The organism is Paraburkholderia bryophila, from assembly GCF_013409255.1.
Taxonomy (GTDB): domain Bacteria; phylum Pseudomonadota; class Gammaproteobacteria; order Burkholderiales; family Burkholderiaceae; genus Paraburkholderia.
Genome location: NZ_JACCAS010000001.1, coordinates 1387507 through 1412391 on the forward strand (window position 1 = coordinate 1387507; position 24885 = coordinate 1412391).

Below are 24885 nucleotides of genomic sequence, written 5' to 3' on the forward strand. Positions count from 1 at the left end.
ATTCTGTCGGGTATCGTTTGAGTCAGACGGCCTTGCCGGGATGCACATGGCCGCAATGCGCGCAGCGGCGTTTCTCTTCCGACGCATAGAACGCATTGAACAGCGGCGGCAGATCGTTGACGATGCTCTTGAGCTGCACCTCGACGCGATAAACGAGCTGCCCGCAGTCGTCGCAATACCATTCGAAGCCATCCACCACGCCTTGCGGGCGCTGCCGCTCGATCACGAGGCAGACGCTGCCCGCCTCCGGCCGCTGCGGCGAATGACGCACATGCGGCGGCAGCAGAAACACATCCCCTTCGTTCAGGTCGACGCGTTCTCGCTTACCATCGATCCACAGATACAGGTACGCGTTGCCGCGCATCTGATAGAAGAATTCCTCGAGCGGATCGTCGTGATAATCGGTGCGGTGATTCGGTCCACCCACCACCGTGACGATGAAATCACTGTCCTGCCACACCTGCTGGTTGCCGACCGGCGGCTTCAGCAAATGCGCGTGATCGTCGATCCAGCGCGGGAAATTGAACGGTTTGCCGTACGTGAGCATGGCTGTCTCTTGGTTTGGTTTTAGCGCGCGTGTCTAGCGTTTCGGTGCGTACGCCACCGCCTTCATCTCGATCAGCAGATGCGGATGAGGCAATTGATGCACGGCGACCGTGGTGCGGGTCGGGCCGGTTTCGTCGAAGTACTCGCCATACACGGCGTTGTAGCCACCGAAGTCGTTCATGTTGACGAGAAACGACGAGATCTCGACGAGGTTCGACAGATCCGCGCCTTCGCTCTGAAGAATATCGCGAATGTTCTCGATCACCACGCGCGTTTGCTCGCGAATGTCGAGTTGCACGGTGCCGAGCTCGTCGGCGCTGGCGCCCGCAATCGTATTGTCCGGCCGGCGCGAGCTGGTGCCGGAGACGAACAGGAAGTCGCCGGCCCGCGTCACATGCGGGAAACGGCCACGCGGTTTCGCTTTGCCGGGCACCACGCGCCCTTGAATGGTCGGTTCGGTCATTGAGAGAGTCGATAGGTAGTGAATTCGGTACTGCCGAGGCCATTGACGACGCAATGCACATGCGCGGCGACCGGCAACGGATGAGCGGCGGTCGCCGCGCCCGCCATGATCAGCGAACCGGCGGGCAGCACGAGCCCGCTTTGCGAAATCAGACGCGAGGCCTGCACGACCGAGCGCAACGGATCGCCGAGAATCGCGGCCGTGGAGCCGGCCTGCACGACACGGCCGTCGACACGCATCGTCACGCCCGCATTGCGCAAACCGTCGAAGCTGCGGGTCCACGGGCCAATCACCAGGCCTGCGGACGAGCAGTTGTCCGCCACCACGTCTTCGAGCGAAAACTTGAAGTCGCGGTAGCGCGAATCGATGATCTCCATGGCCGGGGCCACGGCTTCGAGGTAACGCGACGCTTCGAGCAAGGTCAGCGGTCGATCGATTTCGCGGCTCGTCAAAAAGCAGACTTCCGGCTCGACACGCGGATGAATGAAACGGTCGAGCGCGACACGGCCGCCGTCTTCGTCGAGCATGGCGTCGGTGAGCCAGCCCCAGATCAGGCTATCCACGCCCATCTGGATCATTTTCGCGCGGCTCGTAAAGCCGAGCTTCACGCCGACCATGCTTTCGCCGCGGTGAATGCGCCGTTCAATGGAGGCGCGTTGAATGCCGTACGCCTCGTCGAGCGAAAACGGCGTGGCCGTGGTGAGTTGCGCGATCGGGTCCGCGTGGCGCGCGGCGTTGTCGATGCGCTCGGCCATCGCGTCCAGCGAGATCATGCGGCCTCCTTCGCCAGCTCGCGCGCCTTGAGCATATCGAGCGCGACGTCGACGATCATGTCCTCCTGGCCGCCGACCATCCTGCGCTTGCCGAGTTCGACCATGATCTCGAAAGCGGACAGGCCGTACTTCGCCGCCGCCGCTTCCGTGTGACGCAGAAAGCTCGAGTACACCCCGGCATAACCGAGCGCGAGCGTTTCCCGGTCCACGCGCACCGGCCGCTCCTGCAACGGACGCACGATATCTTCCGCGGCGTCGATCAGCTTCTTCACGTCGCAGCCGTGGTTCAGCTTCATACGATCCACCGCCGCGATAAACACTTCGAGCGGCGCGTTGCCGGCGCCGGCGCCCATACCGGTGAGCGACGCATCGATGCGGTCGCAACCATGTTCAAGCGCGACGATCGAATTCGCCACGCCCAGCGACAGATTGTGATGCGCGTGCATGCCGGTTTGCGTGGCCGGATCGAGCACGGCCTTGAATGCATCGAAACGCTCGCCGACGTCGCGCATATTCAGCGCGCCGCCCGAATCGACCACATACACGCACTGCGCGCCGTAGCTTTCCATCAGCTTCGCCTGCTTCGCCAGCGCATCCGGCGAGGTCATATGCGACATCATCAGAAAACCGACGGTGTCCATGCCGAGCGACCGCGCGTACTCGATATGCTGCTTCGAAATATCGGCTTCGGTACAGTGCGTGGCGATCCGCACGACACGCGCGCCAGCGTCATACGCCGCACGCAAATCGTGGACGGTGCCGATGCCGGGCAACAGCAGCGTGGCGACTTTCGCGCGCTTCACGGTTGCCGCGACGGCTTCGATCCATTCGAGATCGGTATGCGCGCCGAAGCCGTAGTTAAAGCTGGAACCGGACAGGCCGTCGCCATGCGCGACCTCGATACTGTCGACGCCCGCTTCGTCGAGCGCGCCCGCGATTGCCGCGGCATGTTCCAACGAATACTGATGGCGGATCGCGTGCATGCCGTCGCGCAGCGTCACATCCGAAACGTAAATCTTGTTGCTATCGGTCATTGCGTTTGTCCTCGTGTCTTCGCCGTCACGTCACGCCGCCACGCGGCTGGCCGCGATCTGCTCGGCCGCGGCCAGCGCCGCCGAGGTCATGATGTCCAGATTCCCCGCATACGAAGGCAGGTAATGCGCGGCGCCCTCCACTTCGAGGAACACGCTCACTTTCAGGCCCGCGCGGCGCTCGTTCGCATGCAGCGCCAGCGGATTCGCCGCGGTATAGCGGTCGAACTGTACGGCCTGCTTCAGCCGGTAGCCGGGCACGTAGCTCGCCACCGCGGCGACCATCGCGTGAATCGAGCTTTCTATTTCGTCGGTGTCCGCTTCTTCTTCGGTCAGGCAGTAGACGGTGTCGCGCATCATCAGCGGCGGCTCGGCCGGATTCATCACGATGATGGCCTTGCCGCGCGTCGCGCCGCCCACCGTTTCGATCGCTTTCGAGGTGGTCTCGGTGAACTCGTCGATATTGGCGCGCGTTCCGGGCCCGGCCGAACGGCTCGCAATCGACGCAACAATTTCCGCATACCGCACCGGCGCAACGCGCGACACTGCATGCACGATTGGAATCGTCGCCTGGCCGCCGCAGGTGACCATGTTCAGGTTCGGTGCGTCGAGATGCGCAAACAGATTGACCACCGGCACGACGAACGGTCCGATCGCGGCCGGCGTCAGATCGATCACGGTCACGCCGTGCTCGCGCAGTACAGCGGCGTGGCGATGATGCGCGCCGGCCGAGGTGGCATCGAACGCGATGCGGATGTCGCTGAAATTCGGCATGGCGACGAGGCCTTCAATGCCGTTCGCGGTGGTCGGCACGCCGAGCCGTTCGGCGCGCGCGAGGCCGTCCGAAGCCGGATCGATACCGACCATCGCGCCCATTTTCAGGTGCTTCGCGTTTCGCAGCACCTTGATCATCAGATCGGTGCCGATGTTGCCGGAGCCGATAATGGCGACGGCCTGCTTGTCCTGCTGAAGTTGATCGTGCATGGCGTTCCCGGTCACGACGTGGAGTCAGGGTGATGAGCGAAGCTCGCGCTAACGGAGCCGAGTCCTTCGATATGGGCGGTGAAAACGTCGCCGGCGTTCACGGCGACCATCGGCCCGAGCGCGCCGGTCAGCACGATGTCGCCGGCCCGCAGCGGCGCGCCGACGCGCGTCATCGTATTGGCGAGCCACACGGCCGCGTACAGCGGATTGCCGAGGCAGGCCGCGCCGACGCCGACGCTCACCTGATCGCCGCGCCGCTCCATCACCATGCCGCACTGGATCGCGTCGAACGCGTCGAGTTTGACCGGGCGGTTGCCGAGCACGAACAGGCCGCTGGAGGCGTTGTCGGCCACCGTATCGGTCAGGCGGATATCCCAGTTGGCAATCCGGCTGCCGACGATCTCGATCGCGGGCAACGCGTAAGCCGTCGCGCCGATCAGATCGGCGATCGTGTGACGTTCGTGCGGCAGATCGCGAGCGAGCACCAAAGCGATTTCCGCTTCCACTTTCGGCTGCTGCGTGCGCGACAAGGCGATCTCTTCGCCGTCGGCAATCGACATATCGTCGAACAGCATGCCGAAGTCCGGTTGATCGACGCCGAGCTGCGTCTGCACGGCTTTCGACGTCAGGCCGATTTTGCGACCCACCAGTCGGCCGCCGCTTGCGAGCTTGCGCTCGGTGTTCAAACGCTGCACCGCGTACGCGGCTTCGAGCGCGTCGCCGCCGAGCGCGGCGATCGCATCACGCTGCGGTGAGATGGGGGCGCCGTTCCGCTGCGCTTGCCACAGTGCATCGGCAATCAGTCGTGCGGCGTTCAGGTCGATGGCGCTCATGCGATCCTCACGCAAACGTTGGTCAGTTCCGAATAGAAATCGAGCGAATGACGCCCCCCTTCGCGTCCGATGCCCGAGAGCTTCGTGCCGCCGAACGGCGTGCGCAGATCGCGCACGAACCACGCGTTGACCCACACGATGCCGGTTTCGATCTGCCGCGCGACGCGATGGCCGCGAGCCAGGTGCGTGGTCCAGACGCTGGCGGCGAGACCGTACGCGCTGTCGTTCACGCGGCCGATCACTTCGTCTTCGCTATCGAACGGTGCAACGTGGCACACAGGTCCGAAGATTTCTTCTTTCACGCAGCGAGCGTTATCCGCGAGGCCGGTCCAGATGGTCGGCATCACGAACGCGCCCTGATCACGCGCGTCGCCGAATTGCGGCACGGTGCCGCCCGTTACGACGGTGGCGCCCTCTTCGACCGCCAGCCGGAAATACGACAGCACCTTCTCGCGATGCCCGCGCGAAATCAGCGGGCCCATCGTGGTCGATGGATCGTCGGGCGCACCGATCCGCAGCGCTTCGGTCTTTTCCTTCAGCGCCGCGACGAAGCGCTCGAAAATCGGTCGCTCCACATACACGCGCTCGCTGCACAAACACACTTGGCCCGCATTCGTGAAGCTCGACTTCAGCACGCCGGCCACCGCTTCATCGAAGTCCGCGTCGGCGAACACCACCGCGGCGTTTTTACCACCGAGTTCGAACGAGATTTCCTTCACGCCGTCGGCAACCGTTTTCATGATCGTGCTGCCGGTGCGCGATTCGCCGGTGAACGTGATCGCGCTGATCTCCGGATGACGCGTCAGGAATTCCCCGGCCGCATTTGGCCCGTGACCGTGAATCAGATTGAACACGCCACGCGGCAGACCGATGTCGTGCATCACTTCGGCCAGCAGCGTGGCCGAAGTCGGCGTTTCCTCCGAAGGCTTGGCGACGACGCAATTGCCCATGGCCAACGCCGGCGCGACTTTCCACGTGAACAGCAGCAACGGCAGATTCCACGGCGAAATAATGCCCACCACGCCGAGCGGTTTGCGCGTCACGTAGTTGATCAGTTCGCTGCCGTCGGCCGCGTGGGTTTCGAAGAACTCGCTGTTGGCGGTGCGGATCAGATCCGCAAACGTGCGGAAGTTCGCGATGCCGCGCGCAATGTCGAGCTTGCGGGCCTGCTCAAGTGGACGGCCGGTGTCGGCGACTTCGGCGGCGACGAAATCGTCGAACCGCGCTTCGATGCCGTCGGCGATCTTGTGCAGCCAGTCGGCGCGCTGCGCCGGCGTGGTGTTGCGCCAACCGGCGCGTTGCGCGGCGGCGGCGGCACGCACGGCGGCGTCGACCGTGGCGGCGTCGGCCTCGCAGACCTGCGCGAGTTCGTGGCCGTCGACCGGACTGAAGTTAGGAAAAGTGGTGGCGGTGGCGACGAATTCGCCATTCACGTAATGGCGAAGTAACGCACCTGAAGATTGAGCGCGCTGCGCGGCGGCCGGGGTGAAGGTCACAACGTCTCCTGCTCGATTGAAGTATGGGCAGGAGTCTAAGGTCGAGGCTTCGCGCGGCGGTAATCAAAGATTGGGTGGTGGGTATGCTAAAGGGGAATACCAGAAACGGCCTGCTCAGACCGTTCAAGCCACCACGTCGGCCACGGGCGCGGCCACGCTGACCGCCTCGCGCAAGCATTCCACGAAGGCCTGACACGCGGCGCTCTGCTCCTTGTGCGAGCGCACCGAGAAGCCGACCGTGCCGAACGCGCCGCTCTCCGGCAGATCGAGAATCCGCAGCAAACCGGCGTCTTCGAACTGCTGCGCCGCAACGCGCGGCATCAGCGCGATACGTGGCGTGTCGAGCAGCAGACCGATATTCGTCAGCAGCGACAGCGACTCGACGATATCGGTCGGCAACGGCAAGCCCGCCGCCCGAAACAGATGTTCCGCCGAAAGCCGCGCGGGCGAATCGGGCGTGGGCAGGATCCACGGCGAGCCGACCAGCTCCGCCAGATGCGTGACGCCCGCCGGCGCCGGGCCATAGCCCTTGCCGACCACCACGCACAGGGATTCGTCGAACAGCGCCTCGTGCGTCAGCGGAAACGCGCTGGCAATCGGCAATTCACGCTCGGGCAGGCGGCCGACCACAATATCGAGGTCACCGGTGGCCAATGCCGGGAACAGATGCGCGGTGGTGCCCTCACGCACCGTCACCAGCACGTTCGGCGTGCGCGCCTTCAGCATCGCGATCGCGGTGGGCAAGAGCCGCGCCGACGCCGAAATCAGCGTACCGACGATCACATGACCGCTGGTGCCGAGGCGGAAATCGTTCAGCTCGTCGGTCATATAGCGCAGTTCCGCCATCAGCGATTTGACGCGCCGCCCGAGCAGCAGCCCGAGGTCGGTGGGCACCACGCCGCGATTCGAGCGGGCGAACAGCGCGCCGTCGAAACAGGACTCGAGCTCGTGGATGACCTTGGTGACGGCCGGCTGCGTCAGGCGCATTTCATTGGCCGCGCGCACGACAGAACGCGTTTCCAGCACACGTTCGAAGATCATGAGCTGATTGAGCTTCAGCTTGCGGATCAGGGAGATCTCGCTGAGCGGATTGGATTGCATGGCGAAGGAGCGCGGAAATCGACGATGCGCGATGGTAACAGCACAAAACCGTGCGGCCGATCCGGGCCACCCCTTGGTTCGTCCTGTCTGGGCACACCTATTGCTCTATTCCGCTCGCCGGCACACACCCCGTCAAAGCACGTCGTGCCCACAACGCGTGGCCGTTTTCAAGTTCAATCCAGCAATCCATCGGTGGGAGGCCCCATGCTTCGATACGCTGTTATCTTCTTCATCATCGCCATCATTGCCGCGGTGTTCGGTTTCGGCGGCATAGCCGCTGGCGCCACGGAAATTGCCAAGGTGCTGTTCTTCATCTTCGTGGTGATCTTCCTCGTCACCTTGCTGATGGGCGTGATGCGGCGCTGAGCGCCCTCACCCCATCGGCGTCCGTCACTTCATTACGGATGCCCCCGCCCCGGTGCGCGCGTCAGCGCTCGTTGCGGCTTCATTGCAATAATTGCCACACGGTATTGCAATAGTTGCTGCGCGCACCGGGGCTTATTCTTTTCAGACCATCGTTCAAGCCGCGCGCGCGACCGGCGCCGGCACACTCAATCGATGCGACCAGTTAGCCAGCGTGCGTGTCGCCACCGGCGGCTTGCTCAGGATCGCGCTGTCGTAGTGCTTGCCGTCGAAGCGCACGAAGTCGACGATACGAAACCCCTGCCCACGATAGAACGCGATCAGATGCGCGGCCGGTTGCGGCGTATCGAGCGCGAGCTCCGCATAACCGCGCGTCGCGGCCCAGTGATCGGCGAACGCAATCAGCAAGGTGCCGATGCCGCGCGCCTGCCACATCGGTTCCACGGCGAACTGCCGCAAGCTGGCGATATCGTCGCGCCGGTACAGCTCGCATGAGGATTCGCGGTCCGGTGCATAGAGCGTCATCGTGCCGACGAGGCGGCCCTCGCACACCGCGACGTAGCAATCGCCGCGCGTGGCGCGCGAGCGGGTGGTGTCGACCGTTTGATCCACACAGGTGCAATTGAGACCGGCCTCGCCTAGCGGTGCGAAGGCTCGATGCAGCAACGCCGTCAACGCGACGAACGAATCGCGCGCCGGATCGAAGCGGCGCAATTCGACACGGCCGACGCCGTGATACACGTAGTCGATGCGAACGGATTGCTGCTGCGTTGCACGTTGCTTCACGGTGAGCACCTCAGGCTGTCAGGATGCTCGAAGTGTAGATTTGGGGTAGCAGCGTCTCAAGAAAAAATGTCGTAAAAACTCACTGAGGACGTGACGGGTGTGGGTTGCCCGTCTTCACGAAGACTGAGATGCAATTCCTCGCACAGAAACGTGTGCAAGGTTTGAATCGCGGCCGCATGGGTGCCCGGCACTTGTCGCATGAAGAGCCCAAAGTCCGCGGTGGGCGCATCGGGCAAACCGTCGGCCTGACCGAGCACGCGCATCGACTCCGGGCGGATATTGCCGTCGAGCAGCACCGACACGCCCAGCCCCGCCTCCACCGCCGATTGCACCGCGGGCAAACTGATGCTCGTGCACACAATGCGCCACGCGACGCCCGCGCGCCGCAACGCGGTCAGCACGAGTTGCTGCCACAGACACGCGCCGCCGAACGCCACCACCGGCAACAACGCGTCCACGTCGCGGCTGAACCCGCGCGCGCCGACCCAGAAAAGCGGCTGGGTCCACGTGAGCAGCGGCGTCGCATCGATCAGCGCGGGATCGCCGACCACCACGTCGAGACCACCCTCGCCGAGACGGTTCGACAACGCCTCGCTACTGTCGACGACAATCTCCAGCGCCACCTGCGGATAAGCGGTCGAAAAGCGCCGCAACGCGCGCGGCAGACGGCCGACCGCAATGTCTTCAAGCACGCCGAGGCGCACGGTGCCGGAGACCTGCCCCGCGCTCAACGCGCGCCGCGCATCGGCTCCCGCACCGAGGATGGTATGCGCGTACGGCAGCAGCAGATGCCCGGCCTCGGTGAGTTGTACGCCACGCGGCGAACGATCGAGCAAACGCTGCCCAAGCTCCTCCTCCAGCCGCCTCAACTGCATGCTGACCGCGGCCTGAGTGCGCGCGAGACGCGCCGCCGCCACGCCCACCGCGCCGGTTTCAGCCACGGTCACGAACGCGCGCAGCAGACTGCTGTCGAGATCACGGGTCATCAATTTTCCTGAAGTGGACATAAGCAATATCAAGTTATCTTAATACCGCCCACGCCGCTAAGATAGCGGCCACGAAACCGAAATTGACGGCCACACACAACCATGCAGGACACCACCCTCCAACCGGCGCTGAGCCCCGCGCAGCCCGCGCTAAAACCCGCTGGCTCCCCGTGGGCAGCCTTGCTGTGCATGCTGTCGATGGCGAGCGTGCAGTTCGGCGCCGCGCTCTCCGCGCCGACCATGGCCGCCTACGGATCGCTCAGCACGACGTGGCTGCGACTGAGTTGGGCCGCCCTGGTGCTGGCCTTGCTGGTGCGCCCGCGCCTGCTGAGCTACTCGCGCGCACACTGGCTCGCGGCCGGCGCGCTCGGCGCAGCCATGGCCGGCATGACCTTGTGTTTCTTCTCGGCGCTGCAGCGCATTCCATTGGGGCTGGCCGTCGCGATCGACTTTCTCGGGCCACTCGCCGTCGCCACGTTCGCGGTGCGCCGCCTGCGGGCGCTGCTGTGGCCGTTGCTGGCGATTGCCGGCGTGGTGCTGCTGTCGCGCGATCGCGGCGGCTGGATCGGCGAACCGCTTGGCGTGCTGCTCGCCTTCGGCGCAGCGCTCGGCTGGGGCAGCTACATCGTGCTGATGAAGAAGGCCGGTGCGTTATTTGCGGGACTCGAAGGACTGTCGGTGTCGCTGCTCGCCGCGGCGCTGATCGCCACGCCGTTCGGACTGGCGCAAAGCGGCGGCCACATTGCGGGCGCGCAGATAGCGGCCACGGCGGGGCTCGCGCTGCTGGTGCCGTTGCTGCCGTACGCACTGGAGATGGTCGCGTTGCGGCACATGCCCGCCGCGTCATTCGGCATCCTGATGAGCGTCGAACCGGCGATCGGCGCGGTGGCCGGCTTCGTCGTGCTGCATCAGCCGATGGGGGTCTTGCAGATCGCGGGCACGCTGCTGGTCGTCACCGCGAGTGTCGGGGCGGTGGTCGCCACGCGTTGAAGGTGAAGGCCGGTAACGTTGCAGTCACGATCGCGGCTACGCGCCCGTTCAGGCAATGTTTTCCGCTTCATAAAGCCGCCGGCCCGCGGCGTCTTTCGTGCCGAGCGTTGGCGCGAAATCGATCGGCCAATCGATGCCGATATCCGGATCGTTCCACACAATGCAGCGCTCGAGTTCGGGGAACCAGTACTCCGTGGTCTTCCACAGACATTCCGCCGCCTGCGAGAGCACCACGAAGCCGTGCGCGAAGCCCGGCGGCACCCACATCTGCCGATGATTCGCCGCGCTCAGATACGCGCCGGTCCATTTGCCGAAGTTCGGCGAATTGAGCCGTACATCGACGGCGACGTCGAACACTTCACCGACCGCCACGCGCATCAGACGGCCTTGCGGACGCTGCACCTGATAGTGCAGTCCGCGCAACACGCCGCGCACCGCGCGCGAATGCCGGTCCTGCACAAACGTGAAACCGGGCGCGACGTCGTCGGTAAACTCGTCTGTGCTGAAGCTCTCGAAGCAGAAACCGAACTCGTCGCAAAACACTTCGGGCTCGATGAGCCTCACCTCCGGCAATGCCGTCGCGATGACCTTGTTGCCCATTGCCGCTGTACTCGTAAAAAGCCTGCCCGGCGCGATGTCGGCCGCCGCTGCGACCACGACCACCGGTCATGAGGCGCGCCTCGGGCACGCCTGCCCTCGCTCGCGCGAGTTGAGAGAACGCTAGACCTCGGACGCCACCCGGCTGCGCGCGCGATATTCGGTCGGCGACAACGCCATCCGTTTGCGGAATATTTTGGCAAGGCGATCGCCGTTGCCGGTACCGCTGCGCCGCGCGATCTTGTCGACCGGCAATTCGGTTTCGGTCAGGAAATTGCAGGCAATCCGTAGCCGCACCTGCAACAGATAGTCCGACGGCGTGAGCTGCATTTCGTGCTTGAAGCGCCGCAGGAAATTGCGCTCGCTCATGGCGGCCACTTGCGCGGCATCCGCCACCGAGACCGGGCGATCGCAGTTCGCTTCCATCCAGCGCGCCGCCGCGCGGATCTTCTCGGCCACGCTGAGCGTGCCGCCTTCCGCCGGTAACGGCACCCACGTTGCCGCCATGCCAGGCATGACCCGATCGGCGACGCTGCGCGCCAGTTCGGCGCCCAGGTCGCGCTTGATGAACATCAGCGCGCTGCGGGCGCAGTCGTTACGGTCACTGGAGCCGCCGAAGGCGCTGTCCGCCGATGCACCTACAGGGAAGCGATTGAGTTGCGGCCCGGTGGACTCGGTCGGGCCGGCGGCGTCGAGCACGAGCCGTCCTTCGCCGATCGCTTCGATGGTCCGGGTGCGCGTTTGCACCGAACGCAGCCAGTTGAGCAGCCGCTCGTCGTGCGCGGCCGTCTGCGCGCCCTGACCACCGGCGATATACAGCACGTCGAAACCGCTGCCGTAACGCGTGTCGATACGGTCGGTCCAGATCCGCACTGACGACGAACTGGCGACGCTGCCGCCGTCCATCGACAGAAACTGCACCTCGTAAGGCGGTTCCTCGCCGGCACGCGAACCCGCGAGTTCATTGGCGGTCTGGAACATTTCGATCACCGTGCCCGGCCCGAGCAGCCAGAAGCCGTTGAACAGCACCACGCCGATTCGCCGCGCCGCACTACGCACGTTCAATGTCGGCGTATGGAGCCAGGTGATCCTCGCGGTATCCAGGTGCATCTGCGGCATGATCTTTCCCCAAACTAGCCTACGTTGTGGACCCCGATGCCCCGTTAGCGCCCCTCAGCAAAATGCGTTATTAAGAATGAAACCGCCGATAACGCCGCTTAACGGATTAAGCGTGATGTTAGCGGAATGCTTCGCTATAGTAAATTTGAAAAACAAATCGGCATCGAGAAACACAAGGTATGAAGAAAAACATTATCTGGCGTTTCATAGGGTAGACGGCCTGTCGCGGTGCGGTGGTGCGGCGGAGTTTCGGTGCGATTTTTTCGTCTGCTTGCATAGCCGCTTGTGGACTCGTGTTCCGGCTGGTCTGCCGTCACTCCCGCGCAAGCCAGCGTGGGTTTGATTCACTGTCCGAGGTGATTCACGATGCGTCGAAAAGTGTTTCAAACCTGAACTCGACACTTCGCGAATAATGACAATCCAATCGGATTTTTATTCGCAAACCGGGAATTTATCTGCTCTTTCATTGATACCGACCCCGATATCATACGAATCCGTTCTTTAAGCATTTTTCAGTCCATTTCTTACCGACAAAAAATGTTTCGATATTGAAACATCCAGTGGGTTTACGTCTGACTTAAGCGTCCTCCGATCCATGCGGCTCAACAAAAAACGTCAGACGATTGAACCGTGCGGCGGCGATCGGGTCGTGCGGCGTTCTTAAACAAAGTTTCATTCCCTGATCGTGCACTTTAAGGATCGTCTAAGAATCGAGGCGCCATAATTTGTGCATCGTGATAGCCGCAAGGAGCAGAGCCATGACGCGCCCCATGAACATCGAAAGAGTCAACGAGTATGGACAGCAGGCGATCCGCATCGACATTGAAGGCCGCGCGGTGCTGCTCGACGCGTCCGATCTGGACGCCATGATCGAGCATCTCGGCGCACTGCGCGCGATGATGCGCCCGGAGGTGCCGAAAGAGCCGTTGCGCACACATCAATATGTGGTCGAAGTCGATCCCTGCTGGCACACCGAGAAGCATCCGCTGCACGATGGCGCCGTGGTGTTCATGCGTCATTCAGGACTCGGCTGGGCCGGCTTCGCGCTGCCGACCGACAGTCTCGCCAAGTTGCATCACGCGCTCACGCAACATCTGGAAGCCTCGCTCGAAGTACACGGCATGCTCAACTGAATATTGCGCTGCGCGCACAACAGCGTTTCAGAATGCGCGCGCAACGCGCCACCCATCCCACCTATACTGTGCCCAGCCGCGTGGCAGCGGCTACTTTCTTTCAAGTCTTATTTCCGAAGCGCGGCTCCGTCCGCGCTCTTTTTTTGCCCGCATTTTCCCATTACTTAGGTTTGCAGATGTTTTCATCCAGGCACGAACGTCCCGCGTAATCTGCGTTGTTCATGAACATTTCATAAAATTAAAAAAGACTTAATCCACCTAGCTGTCCGGTTTTACTCGCCATCGCCGATGATGCATCCCATCGCCCTTCTCTACTGTTCCACTATGAACCAGCTACAAGCGATGCGTGTCTTCACACGAGTAGTCGATCTCGCCAGCTTCAATCTCGCGGCAAGACAGTTAGGCATGTCCGCGGCCGCGGTCACGCGCAGCGTCGGCACACTGGAGGCGCATCTGAACATGCGTCTTCTGAATCGCACCACGCGCAGTCTGTCGCTGACCGACGTGGGCCGCGAGTACCTCGACGGTTGCCGCGCGATCATCGAAAAGCTCGACGAGATGGAATCGACGCTGCTGGAAACCACCCGCGACCCGCAAGGCACGCTGCGCATCGCGACGCCCATGACGTTCGCCAGCGCGGGCCTCGGCGCACTGCTGGCCTCGTATCGCACGCTGCATCCGCGAGTGGACTTCGACGTCACGACGTTCGACACGCACATCGATCTGGTGGAAGGCGGTTTCGACGTGTGCTTCTCCGACGACCGCCGGCTCGCCAACTCCACACTGGTGAGCCGCCTGCTGACCAGCGTCGACGAGATCACGGTAGCGTCCCCCACCTATCTCGCACGCAACGGCACGCCGCGCGATCCGGCCGCGTTGAACCGGCACGGTCTGCTGACCGTGTCCGACGGTTCGTCGCGCACCTGGGAGTTCACCGACGCCGACGGCCTTTACCGCGTCAACACCGGCAGCGCGCTCACCGCGACCAGCAGCGCGATGGTGCGCGTGGCCGCGCTGAACCATATGGGTATCGCGCTGCTGCCGTTGCCGATCATCGCCGACGACCTCGCGCGCGGCGCGCTCGTACCCGTGCTCGAACAGTTCGAGATCAACGGCGGACCTCGCCTGGTGTCGATTCTCTACTCCGGCCGCAACTATCTGTCGATGCGCGTGCGCAGCTTCATCGACTTCGCGGTCGGCCAGTATCGCGCACCGGACCGTCAGGTCGCTTTGCGCGCGGTCGCCTGAACCGGGCTCGCGCATCATGCCCAAAATATTGACCATAGAAGATGACGAGCTGATCGCCCACGACATCGTGCGCACGCTCACCGCCAGCGGCTTTTCCGTCGAAGTGGCGCGCACCGGCCGCGAAGGCATGGCGAAGGTGATGGCGGGCGACTACGACGTCGTGACGCTCGACCGCATGCTGCCCGATCTCGACGGCCTGACGATCGTCGCGACCATGCGCGGCGTCGGCATGGAAACGCCCGTGCTGGTGATGAGCGCCATGTCCGACGTCGATCAGCGCATTCAAGGTCTGCGTGCCGGCGGCGACGATTATCTGACCAAGCCCTTCTCACCCGAGGAAATGTTCGCGCGCGTCGAAGTGTTGCTGCGACGCCGCCCGCGTCACGCGAAAGCCGAGACGCTGCTGCGCAGCGGCGCGCTGGAACTGGATCTGGTGCGCCGCAAAGTCATGCACCGGCAGCGCGAACTCGACCTGCAACCCACTGAATTCCGCGTGCTCGAATTCATGATGCGTCACACCGGCCAGGTCCTCACGCGCACGATGATTTTCGAAGCCGTGTGGGGCTGCCGTTTCGATCCCGGCACCAACCTGATCGACGTCCATGTAGGCCGCTTACGCAAGAAAGTCGACACGCCCGGCGAGCGTCCGTTGATTCGCACGATTCGCGGTTCGGGCTATCTGTTCGGCTGACGCATTCCAACCGTTGTGGTGAACGAACTTTAGCGCTGCCTGCAGCGCTAAAGCCGTTGCGGCACGCGTGCCGATGCGATGACGAACCACGCGCCGCTTCCTAAAACTAGTTTCATTTGATTAGTCCACGCCTGTTAGGCCCCGCTCTCCAGAATGCCGGTACCGGGTCGCGCCATCAGGGCGAGCCCCACTTGACACACGCCCGCGCAGATTCAATCGCGCCTCTGAACGGAGCAGCCTTCGATGTTAAAAATAGTCCGGTTGGCTTTAACCCGGCCCTACACCTTCATCGTGCTGGCGCTGCTGATCCTGTTGATCGGCCCGCTTGCCGCGTTGCGCACGCCGACGGATATCTTTCCCGACATCCGCATTCCCGTGATCAGCGTGGTGTGGAACTACGCCGGCCTGCAACCGGACGACATGTCCGGGCGGATCGTCAGCTACTACGAACGCACGCTCGGCACGACCGTCAACGACGTCGCGCATATCGAGTCGCAATCGTTTCGCGGCTACGGCATCGTGAAGATCTTCTTCCAGCCCACCGTGGATATCCGCACCGCCACCGCTCAGGTCACCTCCGTGTCGCAGACGGTGCTCAAGCAGATGCCGCCCGGCACCACGCCGCCGCAGATCCTGAACTACAACGCGTCCACGGTGCCGGTGCTGCAACTGGCGCTCACCAGCAATACGCTCGACGAACAGAAACTCGCCGACTACGCGACCAACTTCATTCGTCCGCAATTGCTGAGCGTGCCGGGCGTGGCGATTCCGACGCCGTACGGCGGCAAGACCCGTGAAGTACAGATCGACCTCGATCCGCAGGCCTTGCAGGCGAAAAAACTTTCGGCGAACGATGTTGCCACGGCGCTCGCACAGCAGAACCAGATCATTCCCGCCGGCACTGAGAAGATCGGCCGCTTCGAATACAACATCAAACTGAACAACAGTCCGCTCGCGCTCGACGAGCTCAACGCGCTGCCGATCAAGACCGTGGATGGCGCAACCATCTACATTCGCGATGTGGCGCACGTGCGCGACGGTTATCCGCCGCAAAGCAACGTGGTGCGCGTGGACGGTCATCGCGCGGTGCTGATGAGCATTCTGAAGAACGGCTCGGCGTCGACGCTCGACATTATCGCGGGCGTCAAGGCGCAACTGCCGCGTATCGAAGCGACCTTGCCGCCGAGTCTGAAGCTCGTCACGATGGGCGATCAGTCCACCTTCGTGAAAGGCGCGGTCAGCGGCGTGGCACGAGAAGGCGTGATCGCCGCCGCGCTGACCTCGCTGATGATTCTGCTGTTCCTCGGTAGCTGGCGCTCCACGGTGATTATCGCGGCGTCGATTCCGCTCGCGGTGCTGGCCGCGATTGCCGGCCTCGCGGCGATGGGCGAAACGCTCAACGTGATGACGCTCGGCGGCCTCGCGCTGGCGGTCGGGATTCTGGTCGACGACGCCACTGTCACGATCGAGAACATCAACTGGCATCTGGAGCAAGGCAAGGACGTGCGAAGCGCGATTCTGGACGGCGCCGCGCAGATCGTCGCGCCCGCGTTCGTGTCGCTGCTGTGTATCTGTATCGTATTCGTGCCGATGCTGCTGCTCAACGGCATTGCGCGTTTTCTGTTCGTGCCGATGGCCGAAGCCGTGATCTTCGCGATGATCGCGTCGTTCATTCTGTCGCGTACGTTCGTGCCGATGATGGCGCAATACCTGTTGCGCCCGCATGCATCGGGCGGCCACGCCTCGGGTGAACTGGCCGCCACGATGGACCCGCACGGTGGTCACTTCCACATGCCGCCGTCGCGCAATCCGTTGGTGCGTTTCCAGCGCGGCTTCGAACATCGTTTCGAGCGCGTGCGCGGCGTGTACCGGATCGTGCTGGGTCTCGCACTCACCCACCGCAAGCGCTTCGTGACGGGGTTTCTGATCGTGGTCGGCGCGTCGTTCCTGCTCGCGCCATGGCTCGGCCGCAATTTCTTCCCCAATATCGACTCGGGCGAGATTGCAATTCACGTGCGCGCGCCGATCGGCACGCGGATCGAAGACACGGCCGCGCAATTCGATCTGATCGAGAACGCGGTGCGCCGCGCGATTCCGCCGGATCAGCTGCGCAGTATCGTCGACAACATCGGCTTGCCCAATAGCGGTATCAATCTGACCTATAACAACAGCGGCACGACCGGCCCGCAGGACGGCGACATTCTCGTTTCGCTGGACGAGAACCATCAGCCGACTGCGGACTACGTGCGCACGTTGCGCGAAACATTGTCGCGCCAGTTTCCGGGGACGACGTTCGCGTTCCTGCCGGCCGATATCGTGAGTCAGATTCTGAATTTCGGTGCGCCCGCACCGATCGATCTGCAGGTCGCCGGGCCGAACCAGGCGGCCAATCACCGCTACGCCAACGAAGTCATGCGCCAGATGCGGCTGATTCCCGGCATTGCCGATACGCGGATCCAGCAGGCTTCCACGTATCCGCAATTCACCGTATCCGTGGACCGCTCGCGCGCCGATCAACTCGGCATTACCGAACAGGACGTCACCAACTCCGTGGTGGCGAGCCTGTCCGGCACGAGCCAGGTGTCGCCGACTTACTGGCTCAATCCGAAGAACGGCGTGTCGTATCCGATCGTGGCGCAAACGCCGCAATATCGGATGACGTCGCTGTCGAACCTCAGCAATCTGCCGGTCACCGGCAAGGCCGGTCAGGCGCAGATCCTCGGCGGCATTGCGACGATCACGCGAGGCGTAGGCGATGCGGTCGTGTCGCACTACAACATCGAGCCGCTCTACGACGTGTTCGCGACGACGCAAGGTCAGGACCTCGGCGCGGTCGCCACGAAGATCCAGAACATCGTGCACGCCACCGCGAAAGACGTGCCGAAGGGCTCGATCGTCACGCTGCGCGGCCAGGTGCAGACCATGAATAGCGCCTTCCTCGGTTTGTCGCTCGGCCTGCTCGGTGCGATCCTGCTGATCTTTCTGCTGATCGTCGTGAATTTCCATTCGTGGAGCGACGCATTCGTGATCGTCACCGCATTGCCCGCGGCACTAGCTGGCATTGTCTGGATGCTGTTCACCACGCACACGCCGCTCTCCGTGCCGGCGCTGACCGGCGCGATTCTCTGCATGGGCGTGGCGACCGCCAACAGCATTCTGGTGGTGAGCTTCGCGCGCGAACGGCTGGCGGTGACCGGCAATGCGCTGGTCGCCGCGATGGAAGCCGGCTTCACGCGCTTTCGCCCGGTGCTGATGACCGCGCTCGCCATGATCATCGGCATGGCGCCGATGGCGCTCGGTCTCGGCGACGGCGGCGAGCAGAACGCGCCGCTCGGCCGCGCCGTGATCGGCGGCCTGATCTGCGCGACCTTTGCCACGCTGCTGTTCGTCCCCGTCGTTTTCAGCCTCGTGCATCGGCGCGATGCTGCCGGCCATGGCCACTCGCCCGCCCCTTCTCACGACCACTCTTCATCCGAACCCGGAGTCCATCATGTCCACTGAGATCGAGATCAATTCGCCCAAACGGCTGCGTCATCTGAGGCTCGTGGGTATCGTCGCGCTGCTGGTCGCGGCGGGCATCGTGGCGAGCGGTATCGCGAGCCGCGTCCACGCGAAGCAGGAATTGACCACCTGGTCCGCGCAGCAAGCCGTGCCGACGGTGGTTGCCTACACACCCAAACACGACGCCGACGCGCAGGCGCTGGTGCTGCCGGGACGTCTGTCCGCCTTCGTCAACGCGCCGATCTATGCGCGCGTGTCCGGCTATCTACACGCGTGGTATGCGGATATCGGCACGCACGTCAAAGCCGGCCAATTGCTCGGGGTGATCGACACGCCGGACCTCGATCAGCAATTGCAGCAGGCGCGCGCCGATCTGCAGAATTCGGTGGCCAATGAAAAACTCGCGGCGTCCACTGCGCACCGCTGGACGGAGATGCTGAAACAGGACTCGGTTTCGCAACAGGACGCCGACGAGAAGACCAGCGATCTCGTTGCGAAGCAGGCCACGGTCGCGGCGGCCCAGGCGAATGTGGGCCGCCTCGAAGCGCTCGAATCGTTCAAACGCATCACCGCGCCGTTCGACGGCGTCGTCACCGCACGCACCACCGATATCGGCGCACTAATCAACGCCGGTGGCGGGAACGGGCCGGAGTTGTTCTCGGTATCCGACGCGCGTCAGCTGCGTGTCTATGTCAGCGTGCCGCAAGACGAAGCGGCCGCGATCCAACCGGGTATGAGTGCAACGCTCACCGTGCCGGAACGTCCGGGCGTCAAGTTCAACGCCAAACTGGTCGATACCGACGACGCGATCACGCCGTCGTCCGGTACGTTGCTGGTGCAACTATCGGTCGACAACAAAGACGGCGTGTTGATCCCCGGCGAGTACACCGAGGTGCATTTCGATTTGCCGACCAACGCAGACGCGTTGTCGATTCCCGCGAGTTCGCTGATTTTCCGGCAACATGGCTTGCAAGTCGCCGTGGTTGGCAGCGACAACCGCGCGGTGTTGAAACCCGTATCGATCGCGACCGATCTCGGCACGCACGTCGAGATCGCGTCCGGTCTGAACGCGAGCGACCGCGTGATCGACAATCCGCCCGACTCGCTCGCCTCGGGCGATGAAGTGCGGCTGCAAGGCACGCCGGGCACAGCGCTGGCGGAGCGGCGCGCGGCGGAGAGCACTCATGGATAAACGCCGCTTGCGCGTTGCAAACGTGGCGAAACTGGCGAACGTTGCAAGCGTTGCAAGCGTTGCAATGGTTGCTTTAGCCGCCGCGCTGCTGGTGAGCGGCTGTTCGTTCGCGCCGGTCTACCACGCGCCGGCCGCCAGCATTCCCACCACCTTCAAGGAAGGCGGCGCATGGCAACTCGCGCGGCCTGCCGACCGTGTGCCGCGCGAGGCGTGGTGGACCGTGTATCGCGATCCCGTGCTCGACCATCTGGAGCGACGGGTGGCGGCGGCCAACCCGAACGTCGCGGCCGCGATGGCGCGTCACGACGAAGCCACCGCGTATCTCGCGCAGGCCCGCTCGGGCCTGTTGCCGACCATCGGCGCGGAAGCGTCGGTTGAGCGTCAGCGGCAGTCGGACAACCGGCCTCTAAGAGGCGCGGGACAGCCTTCGGTCTACGGCACGAATAACGTCGACGTCGGCATCAGCTACGACCTGGATCTGTGGGGCAAGATCCGCAACGAGGTAGCCGCCGGCAACGCGGCGGCGCAGGCCAGCGAGGCCGATCTCGAATCGGTGCGCCTGAGCTTGCAGGCGGATCTGGCCAACGCGTATTTCAATCTGCGCGGACTCGACGCGCAACAGCAGTTGCTCAACGATACGATCGCCACTTATCAGCGCGCGCTCACCCTCACCATGAGCCGCCACGCCGGCGGGATTGCATCGGACCTCGACGTGTCGCGCGCGCAGACGCAACTGGACGCCGCGCGCGCCTCCGCCGACGATATCGCCGCGCGCCGCGCGCTTTACGAACATGCGATCGCCAGCCTGACCGGCCAGCCCGCATCGATTTTCGCGCTGACGCCGGTGACGGAGGCGACGTACCTGCCGTCCATTCCTACCGGCGTGCCGGCCGCGTTGCTGCAGCGGCGACCCGATATCGCGGCGGCCGAGCGCCGCGTCGCACAAGCGAACGCGCAGATCGGCGTGGCCAAGGCGGCGTTTTTCCCGGACATCTCGCTGGGTCTCGACGGTGGTTACCAGAGCGATACGCTTTCGCCATGGTTGATGGCGCCCAACGAAATCTGGTCGGTGGGTCCGAGTCTCGTGTTCACGCTGTTCGACGGCGACCGCCGTGAAGCGATGACCGATCAGGCGCGCGCCAAGCTCGCCGAGAACGGCGCGAAGTACAAGGCGACCGTGCTACTCGCGTTCCAGCAGGTGGAGGACAACCTCGCGCAACTGCACCATCTCGGCGATGAAGCCACGCAGCAGAACGCCGCGCTGATCGCCGCACAACGCACGTTGACGCTGTCGATGTCGCGCTACCGCGACGGCGTGGTCAGCTATCTGGACGTGGTGACCTCGCAAACCACCGAGCTGACCACGCAGACCGATGCGTTGAACCTCGAAACAAGGCGTCTACTGGCTTCCGTGGGCTTGATCGAGGCGTTGGGTGGCGGCTGGTCAACGGACGGCGCCAAGGCCGCGCCTGCGGTCCAGGCGACGCAGTTGAAGGCGGTACCGGTTGTTGCAGGCGCTTCCAGCACTTCTGGCGCCTCTGCCGCCATTGCATCCGCATCCGCAGGTTAAACGAGCGACTGCCTTCAACAACGCTTCGCCGCGAACCGTTGCGGCCGCAAACAAAAAAACGTCGCGAGTTCTCTGAACCCGCGACGTTTCTTCTCTCTGGCGCGCCCGTTCGGAGCCGCGCCCGTGGTATGCCTTAGAACCGGTGCCGCACGCCCACCGCCACAACCGCCTGCCGGTCGCTCGACGAAGCCGCCAGCGAATAGATCGACGCATTGCCCAGCACCGCGATCCCATTCGCGCCCGTCACGTGCTGATACGTGCCTTCCAGATACAGATCGGTGCGGCGCGACAGCGCGTAATCGGCCTGCAGCATGAACTGATTCCACTTCGGCGAGTAGCTCTGGCCGCCGGTGCTGAAGTGGCCATCCGTGAAGGTATACGAGCCGCCCAGCGTGAACGCCGGCGTGATCGCGTAGCGGGCGTTCAGCTCATAGTTGTTGAACGTCAGCAGATCGCCGTTGAGCGTCGAATACGCGCCACCCTGCGTGATCTGATGCGGGTCGTTGAGCATGGTCCGCGTGAAGACGAGGCCAAGGGTCGCCGCGCCGAACGTGTAGCGTCCCGCGGCGCCGAGCACGCGCTGGCGCGCGCCGGTGAACACTGCGTCGCCGTCGCTGCTGCTCACCGCGCCGCCGGTATTGGCCGGCTGGTTGACGCCGCCCGGCTGGTTGATCTGCAGGTACGCGACAGCCAGGTTGAACGGACCGCCCGCCCATTGCGCGCCGAGGCTATACGCGTTGTTGTTGCTGAAGCCGCCCGCCGCATTGCTGAACGCGTACGCGCCGCCGACGGTGACCCCGTAGTAGGTCGCGCTGCGGTATTTCAGCGCGTTGTTCATACGTAGGTCGTTGTTCAGGTTGTCGTTATCGAACGGGTGATCGGCGATATTGCCGCCGAAGCCCGAACCGGTCGCCGACAACGGCGCTACGAAATCGACCAGGAAGTCGTATTGACGGCCCAGCGTCACCGTACCCCACTGCTTGCTCGCGATCCCGACCCACGCCTGACGGCCGAACTCATCGCCGCCGTTGGAGAACTTGCCGCTGTCGATATTGAAGCCGTTCTCGAGATCGAAGACCGCGCTCAAGCCGCCGCCCAGATCTTCGTTACCGCGCAGGCCCCAGCGGTCGGTACTGACGTTCCCGCTTTCCATCATCCAGTTGCTTTTGCCGCCGTTGGCCGATTTCTGATTGCTGATGTAGTCGAGGCCGGTGTCGAGCGTCCCGTAGAGCGTCACGCTGCTTTGCGCGTGTGCCGCCGCGCCGAGGGTGCTGGCCAGCGCGACGAGTGTGGTTGCGAATGCTTTATTCATGTTTGATTCCGGGTAAGAGAAGGCACCGGTCCGCGCAAGAACGGACTGGTCCCGCACACCGTACGGGTAGCCGCAATGTAAATAGCGGCGGTGACACACCCGTGATCAAAACCGGCCGTTTCATGAAACGTTTTTTATGTTCATGACATGTCCGCGAGGGACCGATGAATCAGCGCTTCGCCGACGCTGTAGCAGATAAATTTCTTTTCATGCACACACGGCCGATCCGCTAACGCCACCTGACTATCCTTCTCATCAACCGATCCACGAAACCATGAGGTTCGCGTATCGGTGCCACCCAACCTGATTTATGAGGATTACGAACATGAAATCTCTGACGCTCGCCATCGCTTTCATCGGTGCAACCGCAACGGCTTCCGCCTTCGCTCAATCGACCACCGCGCCGATGCAACAGAACGCCGCGCCGGCCATGCAAGTAGCGGCGAACACCACCAGCACCACCGGCAACGTGACGGGTTCGTGGGTCGCGCCGTACGGCCAGGCCACGCCCGGCAAGACACGCGCTCAGGTTTATCGGGAACTGGTGCACGCGGAGAAGGACGGCCAACTGGCGTATCTGAATTCGACGATTTACGCGCACTGAGATGCTTCTGCTGAACCCCAGCCGACGGTGCGCCACGTGGCCGCTGTCGTCTGGACTCGCTTGACTGCCCATCGCAACGCTCTGTATCGACACCCGCCATATCAATGACTCTTCGCACCGCGATCAAACGAACCGCTTCGTTCGCCGTCGCCGCCGTGGCTGCTGGACTGCTGTTATCCGGCTGCGCGACGAGTACGACACCGACCTCCGCCGACAATTGCGTCGGGCCACCCAGTTACTGCAACATTTACTTTGGTTCATGAAAAAAGAGCGCGCTACCCTTTCGGGCAACGCGCTCTTCTACTTGATACGAGTACTTTGTGCTTTAGAACGAGTGACGCAGACCGACGCGGCCGACCACCTGTTTACCGTTCGACGACGGATCGAAGCCGGCGATTTGCGCGACTGCGCCGCCACTGGCTTTTTGCAATGCCGCGAGTGCGTAGACGGCGGTGCGTTTCGACAGTTCGTATTCCGCGCTCAGGTTGAGCTGCTGGTACTTCGGTTCCTGGTTGGTCGCGTGATCGCGGCCATCCGTGTACGTGTAGCCGGCCGCGAGATTGAGCTGGCTCGTAGCGGCGAAGGTACCGGCGAATTCATAGTTCTGGAACTTGACGTCCTGACCGGCATCGCCTTGCTGGAAGTCGACGTTGGAGAAGTTGCCCATCAGTTTGAATTTGCCGAGCTGATACGACGCACCGGCCGCGAAGATGCCCTGGCTGCGCGCATTGGCCAGGTAGTTACCGTACACCGCGTTGGTGAAGCCTGAGCCGTTCTGATAGCTCTGGACGGCCTGTTCCGGGTCGTTGACGCGCAGGTAGCCGGCGCCGATCGAGAACGGTCCGTTCGTGTACGACGCGGCCGCGCTATAGGCGGAGTTATTCGAGAACTGGCCGGCCTGGCCGCCGAACGAATAGAGTGCTTCGCCGGTGAAGCCGCCGATGGTGGGACTCGTGTACTTCACGGCATTGCTGATGGCGAAGCCGTTATCGAGGTTATCCATATCGTTCGGGTGGGAGAAGTACCAGCCGCCGTAGCTATCGTTGAGCGAGTACGGCTCGATCAGGTCGACGAGCGGATCCCATTGACGCCCGAGGGTGACGGTACCGAGCGTTTGGCTGTCGAGGCCGACGTAGGCATTACGGGAGAAGGCGAGGCCGCTGCCGAGGTTGCCGTTGGACGAGTTGAAGCCGCTTTCCAGGTCGAAGATCGCGGCGAGGCCGCCGCCCAGATCTTCTTTACCTCTCACACCCCAGCGGCTGCCCGCGCTGACGCCGCTGGCCATCTGGTAGAGGTGGTTGCCGTTGACGTTGCTGGCGAAGTCGATACCGGTATCGAGAATGCCGTAGAGCGTGACGCTGCTTTGTGCGTGCGCAGTGGTTGCCAGGCCGGCGCATAGCAGGGCTCCGAGCAAGTGTGCCAGCTTCATCTTCTGATTCATGAATCACCTTTCGTTTAAATAGGATGCCTGATAGGTGTGGGGGCTTTTTTTTTCGCTGCCACGGGAGTGAATATAGCTAGGCTAGAAAGCGGTGCCGCTGTAAGACAGAATTTCAGTTTTTGCGT

Annotated in this window: 23 protein-coding genes; 9 read left to right on the forward strand and 14 right to left on the reverse strand. The window is 63.2% G+C overall.

The features are described 5' to 3' along the window. Positions 1–22: 22 nt before the first annotated feature. From GGD40_RS06205 to GGD40_RS06240, 8 genes are all read right to left on the reverse strand, one after another. Positions 23–547 carry a 3-hydroxyanthranilate 3,4-dioxygenase gene (locus GGD40_RS06205; RefSeq protein ID WP_035551364.1) on the reverse strand — a complete coding sequence of 175 codons (525 nt, stop codon included), beginning with the start codon at positions 545–547 and terminating at the stop codon, positions 23–25. A 33-nt stretch (positions 548–580) separates the two neighbouring features. After that, a complete protein-coding gene (locus tag GGD40_RS06210) occupies positions 581–1009 on the reverse strand; it encodes a RidA family protein (protein WP_035551368.1) in 429 nt (142 codons plus the stop codon). Next, positions 1006–1782: a 2-keto-4-pentenoate hydratase gene (locus tag GGD40_RS06215; protein ID WP_179743126.1), complete on the reverse strand. Its 777-nt coding sequence runs from the start codon at positions 1780–1782 to the stop codon at positions 1006–1008. Before GGD40_RS06215 ends, GGD40_RS06210 begins: the two co-directional genes overlap by 4 nt. Next, the gene (dmpG, locus tag GGD40_RS06220) at positions 1779–2816 is read right to left on the reverse strand and encodes a 4-hydroxy-2-oxovalerate aldolase (protein WP_179743127.1); all 1038 of its coding nucleotides are present in this window, start codon (positions 2814–2816) and stop codon (positions 1779–1781) included. Before dmpG ends, GGD40_RS06215 begins: the two co-directional genes overlap by 4 nt. Before the next feature lie 30 nt (positions 2817–2846). Next, the gene (locus GGD40_RS06225; RefSeq protein ID WP_179743128.1) at positions 2847–3797 is read right to left on the reverse strand and encodes an acetaldehyde dehydrogenase (acetylating); all 951 of its coding nucleotides are present in this window, start codon (positions 3795–3797) and stop codon (positions 2847–2849) included. An 11-nt stretch (positions 3798–3808) separates the two neighbouring features. Continuing rightward, positions 3809–4630, reverse strand: coding sequence for a 2-keto-4-pentenoate hydratase (locus GGD40_RS06230; protein WP_179743129.1), 822 nt, complete (start codon positions 4628–4630; stop codon positions 3809–3811). Beyond that, entirely contained in the window at positions 4627–6126 is a 1500-nt protein-coding gene (locus GGD40_RS06235; RefSeq protein ID WP_179743130.1) for a 2-hydroxymuconic semialdehyde dehydrogenase, read from the reverse strand. Before GGD40_RS06235 ends, GGD40_RS06230 begins: the two co-directional genes overlap by 4 nt. 123 nt (positions 6127–6249) lie before the next feature. Further along, positions 6250–7227, reverse strand: coding sequence for a LysR family transcriptional regulator (locus GGD40_RS06240; protein WP_179705627.1), 978 nt, complete (start codon positions 7225–7227; stop codon positions 6250–6252). Positions 7228–7431: 204 nt separating this feature from the next. Between GGD40_RS06240 and GGD40_RS06245 the strand changes: the two genes are divergently transcribed. Next, a complete protein-coding gene (locus GGD40_RS06245; protein ID WP_035551387.1) occupies positions 7432–7593 on the forward strand; it encodes a DUF1328 domain-containing protein in 162 nt (53 codons plus the stop codon). Positions 7594–7746: 153 nt separating this feature from the next. On the opposite strand, the gene GGD40_RS06250 is transcribed toward GGD40_RS06245, so the two are convergent. Both GGD40_RS06250 and GGD40_RS06255 read right to left on the reverse strand, forming a co-directional pair. Continuing rightward, entirely contained in the window at positions 7747–8376 is a 630-nt protein-coding gene (locus tag GGD40_RS06250) for a GNAT family N-acetyltransferase (protein ID WP_179705629.1), read from the reverse strand. A 56-nt stretch (positions 8377–8432) separates the two neighbouring features. Further along, positions 8433–9362, reverse strand: coding sequence for a LysR substrate-binding domain-containing protein (locus GGD40_RS06255; protein ID WP_179743131.1), 930 nt, complete (start codon positions 9360–9362; stop codon positions 8433–8435). A 102-nt stretch (positions 9363–9464) separates the two neighbouring features. On the opposite strand from GGD40_RS06255, the gene GGD40_RS06260 reads away from it, so the two are divergent. After that, on the forward strand, positions 9465–10352 hold the full coding sequence (locus GGD40_RS06260) for an EamA family transporter (protein ID WP_179705633.1): 888 nt from the start codon (positions 9465–9467) through the stop codon (positions 10350–10352). A 48-nt stretch (positions 10353–10400) separates the two neighbouring features. On the opposite strand, the gene rfbC is transcribed toward GGD40_RS06260, so the two are convergent. Together rfbC and GGD40_RS06270 are read right to left on the reverse strand one after the other, a co-directional pair. Next, entirely contained in the window at positions 10401–10952 is a 552-nt protein-coding gene (gene rfbC / locus GGD40_RS06265) for a dTDP-4-dehydrorhamnose 3,5-epimerase (protein ID WP_179743132.1), read from the reverse strand. Positions 10953–11072: 120 nt separating this feature from the next. Next, positions 11073–12068 carry a GlxA family transcriptional regulator gene (locus GGD40_RS06270; protein WP_179705635.1) on the reverse strand — a complete coding sequence of 332 codons (996 nt, stop codon included), beginning with the start codon at positions 12066–12068 and terminating at the stop codon, positions 11073–11075. Between the two features lie 758 nt (positions 12069–12826). Here GGD40_RS06270 and GGD40_RS06275 point away from each other — a divergent pair. From GGD40_RS06275 to GGD40_RS06300, 6 genes are all read left to right on the forward strand, one after another. Further along, positions 12827–13201 (forward strand): hypothetical protein, encoded by a 375-nt coding sequence (locus GGD40_RS06275; protein ID WP_179743133.1) that lies wholly within the window; start codon positions 12827–12829, stop codon positions 13199–13201. Positions 13202–13525: 324 nt separating this feature from the next. Continuing rightward, positions 13526–14449, forward strand: coding sequence for a LysR family transcriptional regulator (locus GGD40_RS06280; RefSeq protein ID WP_179705639.1), 924 nt, complete (start codon positions 13526–13528; stop codon positions 14447–14449). A gap of 16 nt (positions 14450–14465) precedes the next feature. Further along, the gene (locus GGD40_RS06285; protein WP_035551406.1) at positions 14466–15140 is read left to right on the forward strand and encodes a response regulator transcription factor; all 675 of its coding nucleotides are present in this window, start codon (positions 14466–14468) and stop codon (positions 15138–15140) included. 243 nt (positions 15141–15383) lie between these two features. Further along, positions 15384–18641, forward strand: a complete 3258-nt coding sequence (locus tag GGD40_RS06290) for an efflux RND transporter permease subunit (RefSeq protein ID WP_179743134.1) — start codon at positions 15384–15386, stop codon at positions 18639–18641. Then, entirely contained in the window at positions 18631–19833 is a 1203-nt protein-coding gene (locus GGD40_RS06295; protein WP_179743135.1) for an efflux RND transporter periplasmic adaptor subunit, read from the forward strand. Before GGD40_RS06290 ends, GGD40_RS06295 begins: the two co-directional genes overlap by 11 nt. 64 nt (positions 19834–19897) lie before the next feature. Further along, positions 19898–21403: an efflux transporter outer membrane subunit gene (locus tag GGD40_RS06300; RefSeq protein WP_179744891.1), complete on the forward strand. Its 1506-nt coding sequence runs from the start codon at positions 19898–19900 to the stop codon at positions 21401–21403. A 133-nt stretch (positions 21404–21536) separates the two neighbouring features. Here GGD40_RS06300 and GGD40_RS06305 read toward each other — a convergent pair whose 3' ends face one another. Then, entirely contained in the window at positions 21537–22715 is a 1179-nt protein-coding gene (locus GGD40_RS06305; protein ID WP_179705643.1) for a porin, read from the reverse strand. A gap of 325 nt (positions 22716–23040) precedes the next feature. Here GGD40_RS06305 and GGD40_RS06310 point away from each other — a divergent pair, with 325 nt between their 5' ends. Continuing rightward, positions 23041–23319 carry a DUF4148 domain-containing protein gene (locus GGD40_RS06310; RefSeq protein WP_179743136.1) on the forward strand — a complete coding sequence of 93 codons (279 nt, stop codon included), beginning with the start codon at positions 23041–23043 and terminating at the stop codon, positions 23317–23319. 325 nt (positions 23320–23644) lie between these two features. Here GGD40_RS06310 and GGD40_RS06315 read toward each other — a convergent pair whose 3' ends face one another. Continuing rightward, complete coding sequence (locus GGD40_RS06315; RefSeq protein WP_179708780.1) at positions 23645–24742, reverse strand: porin; 1098 nt, start codon at positions 24740–24742, stop codon at positions 23645–23647. Positions 24743–24885 lie beyond the last annotated feature (143 nt).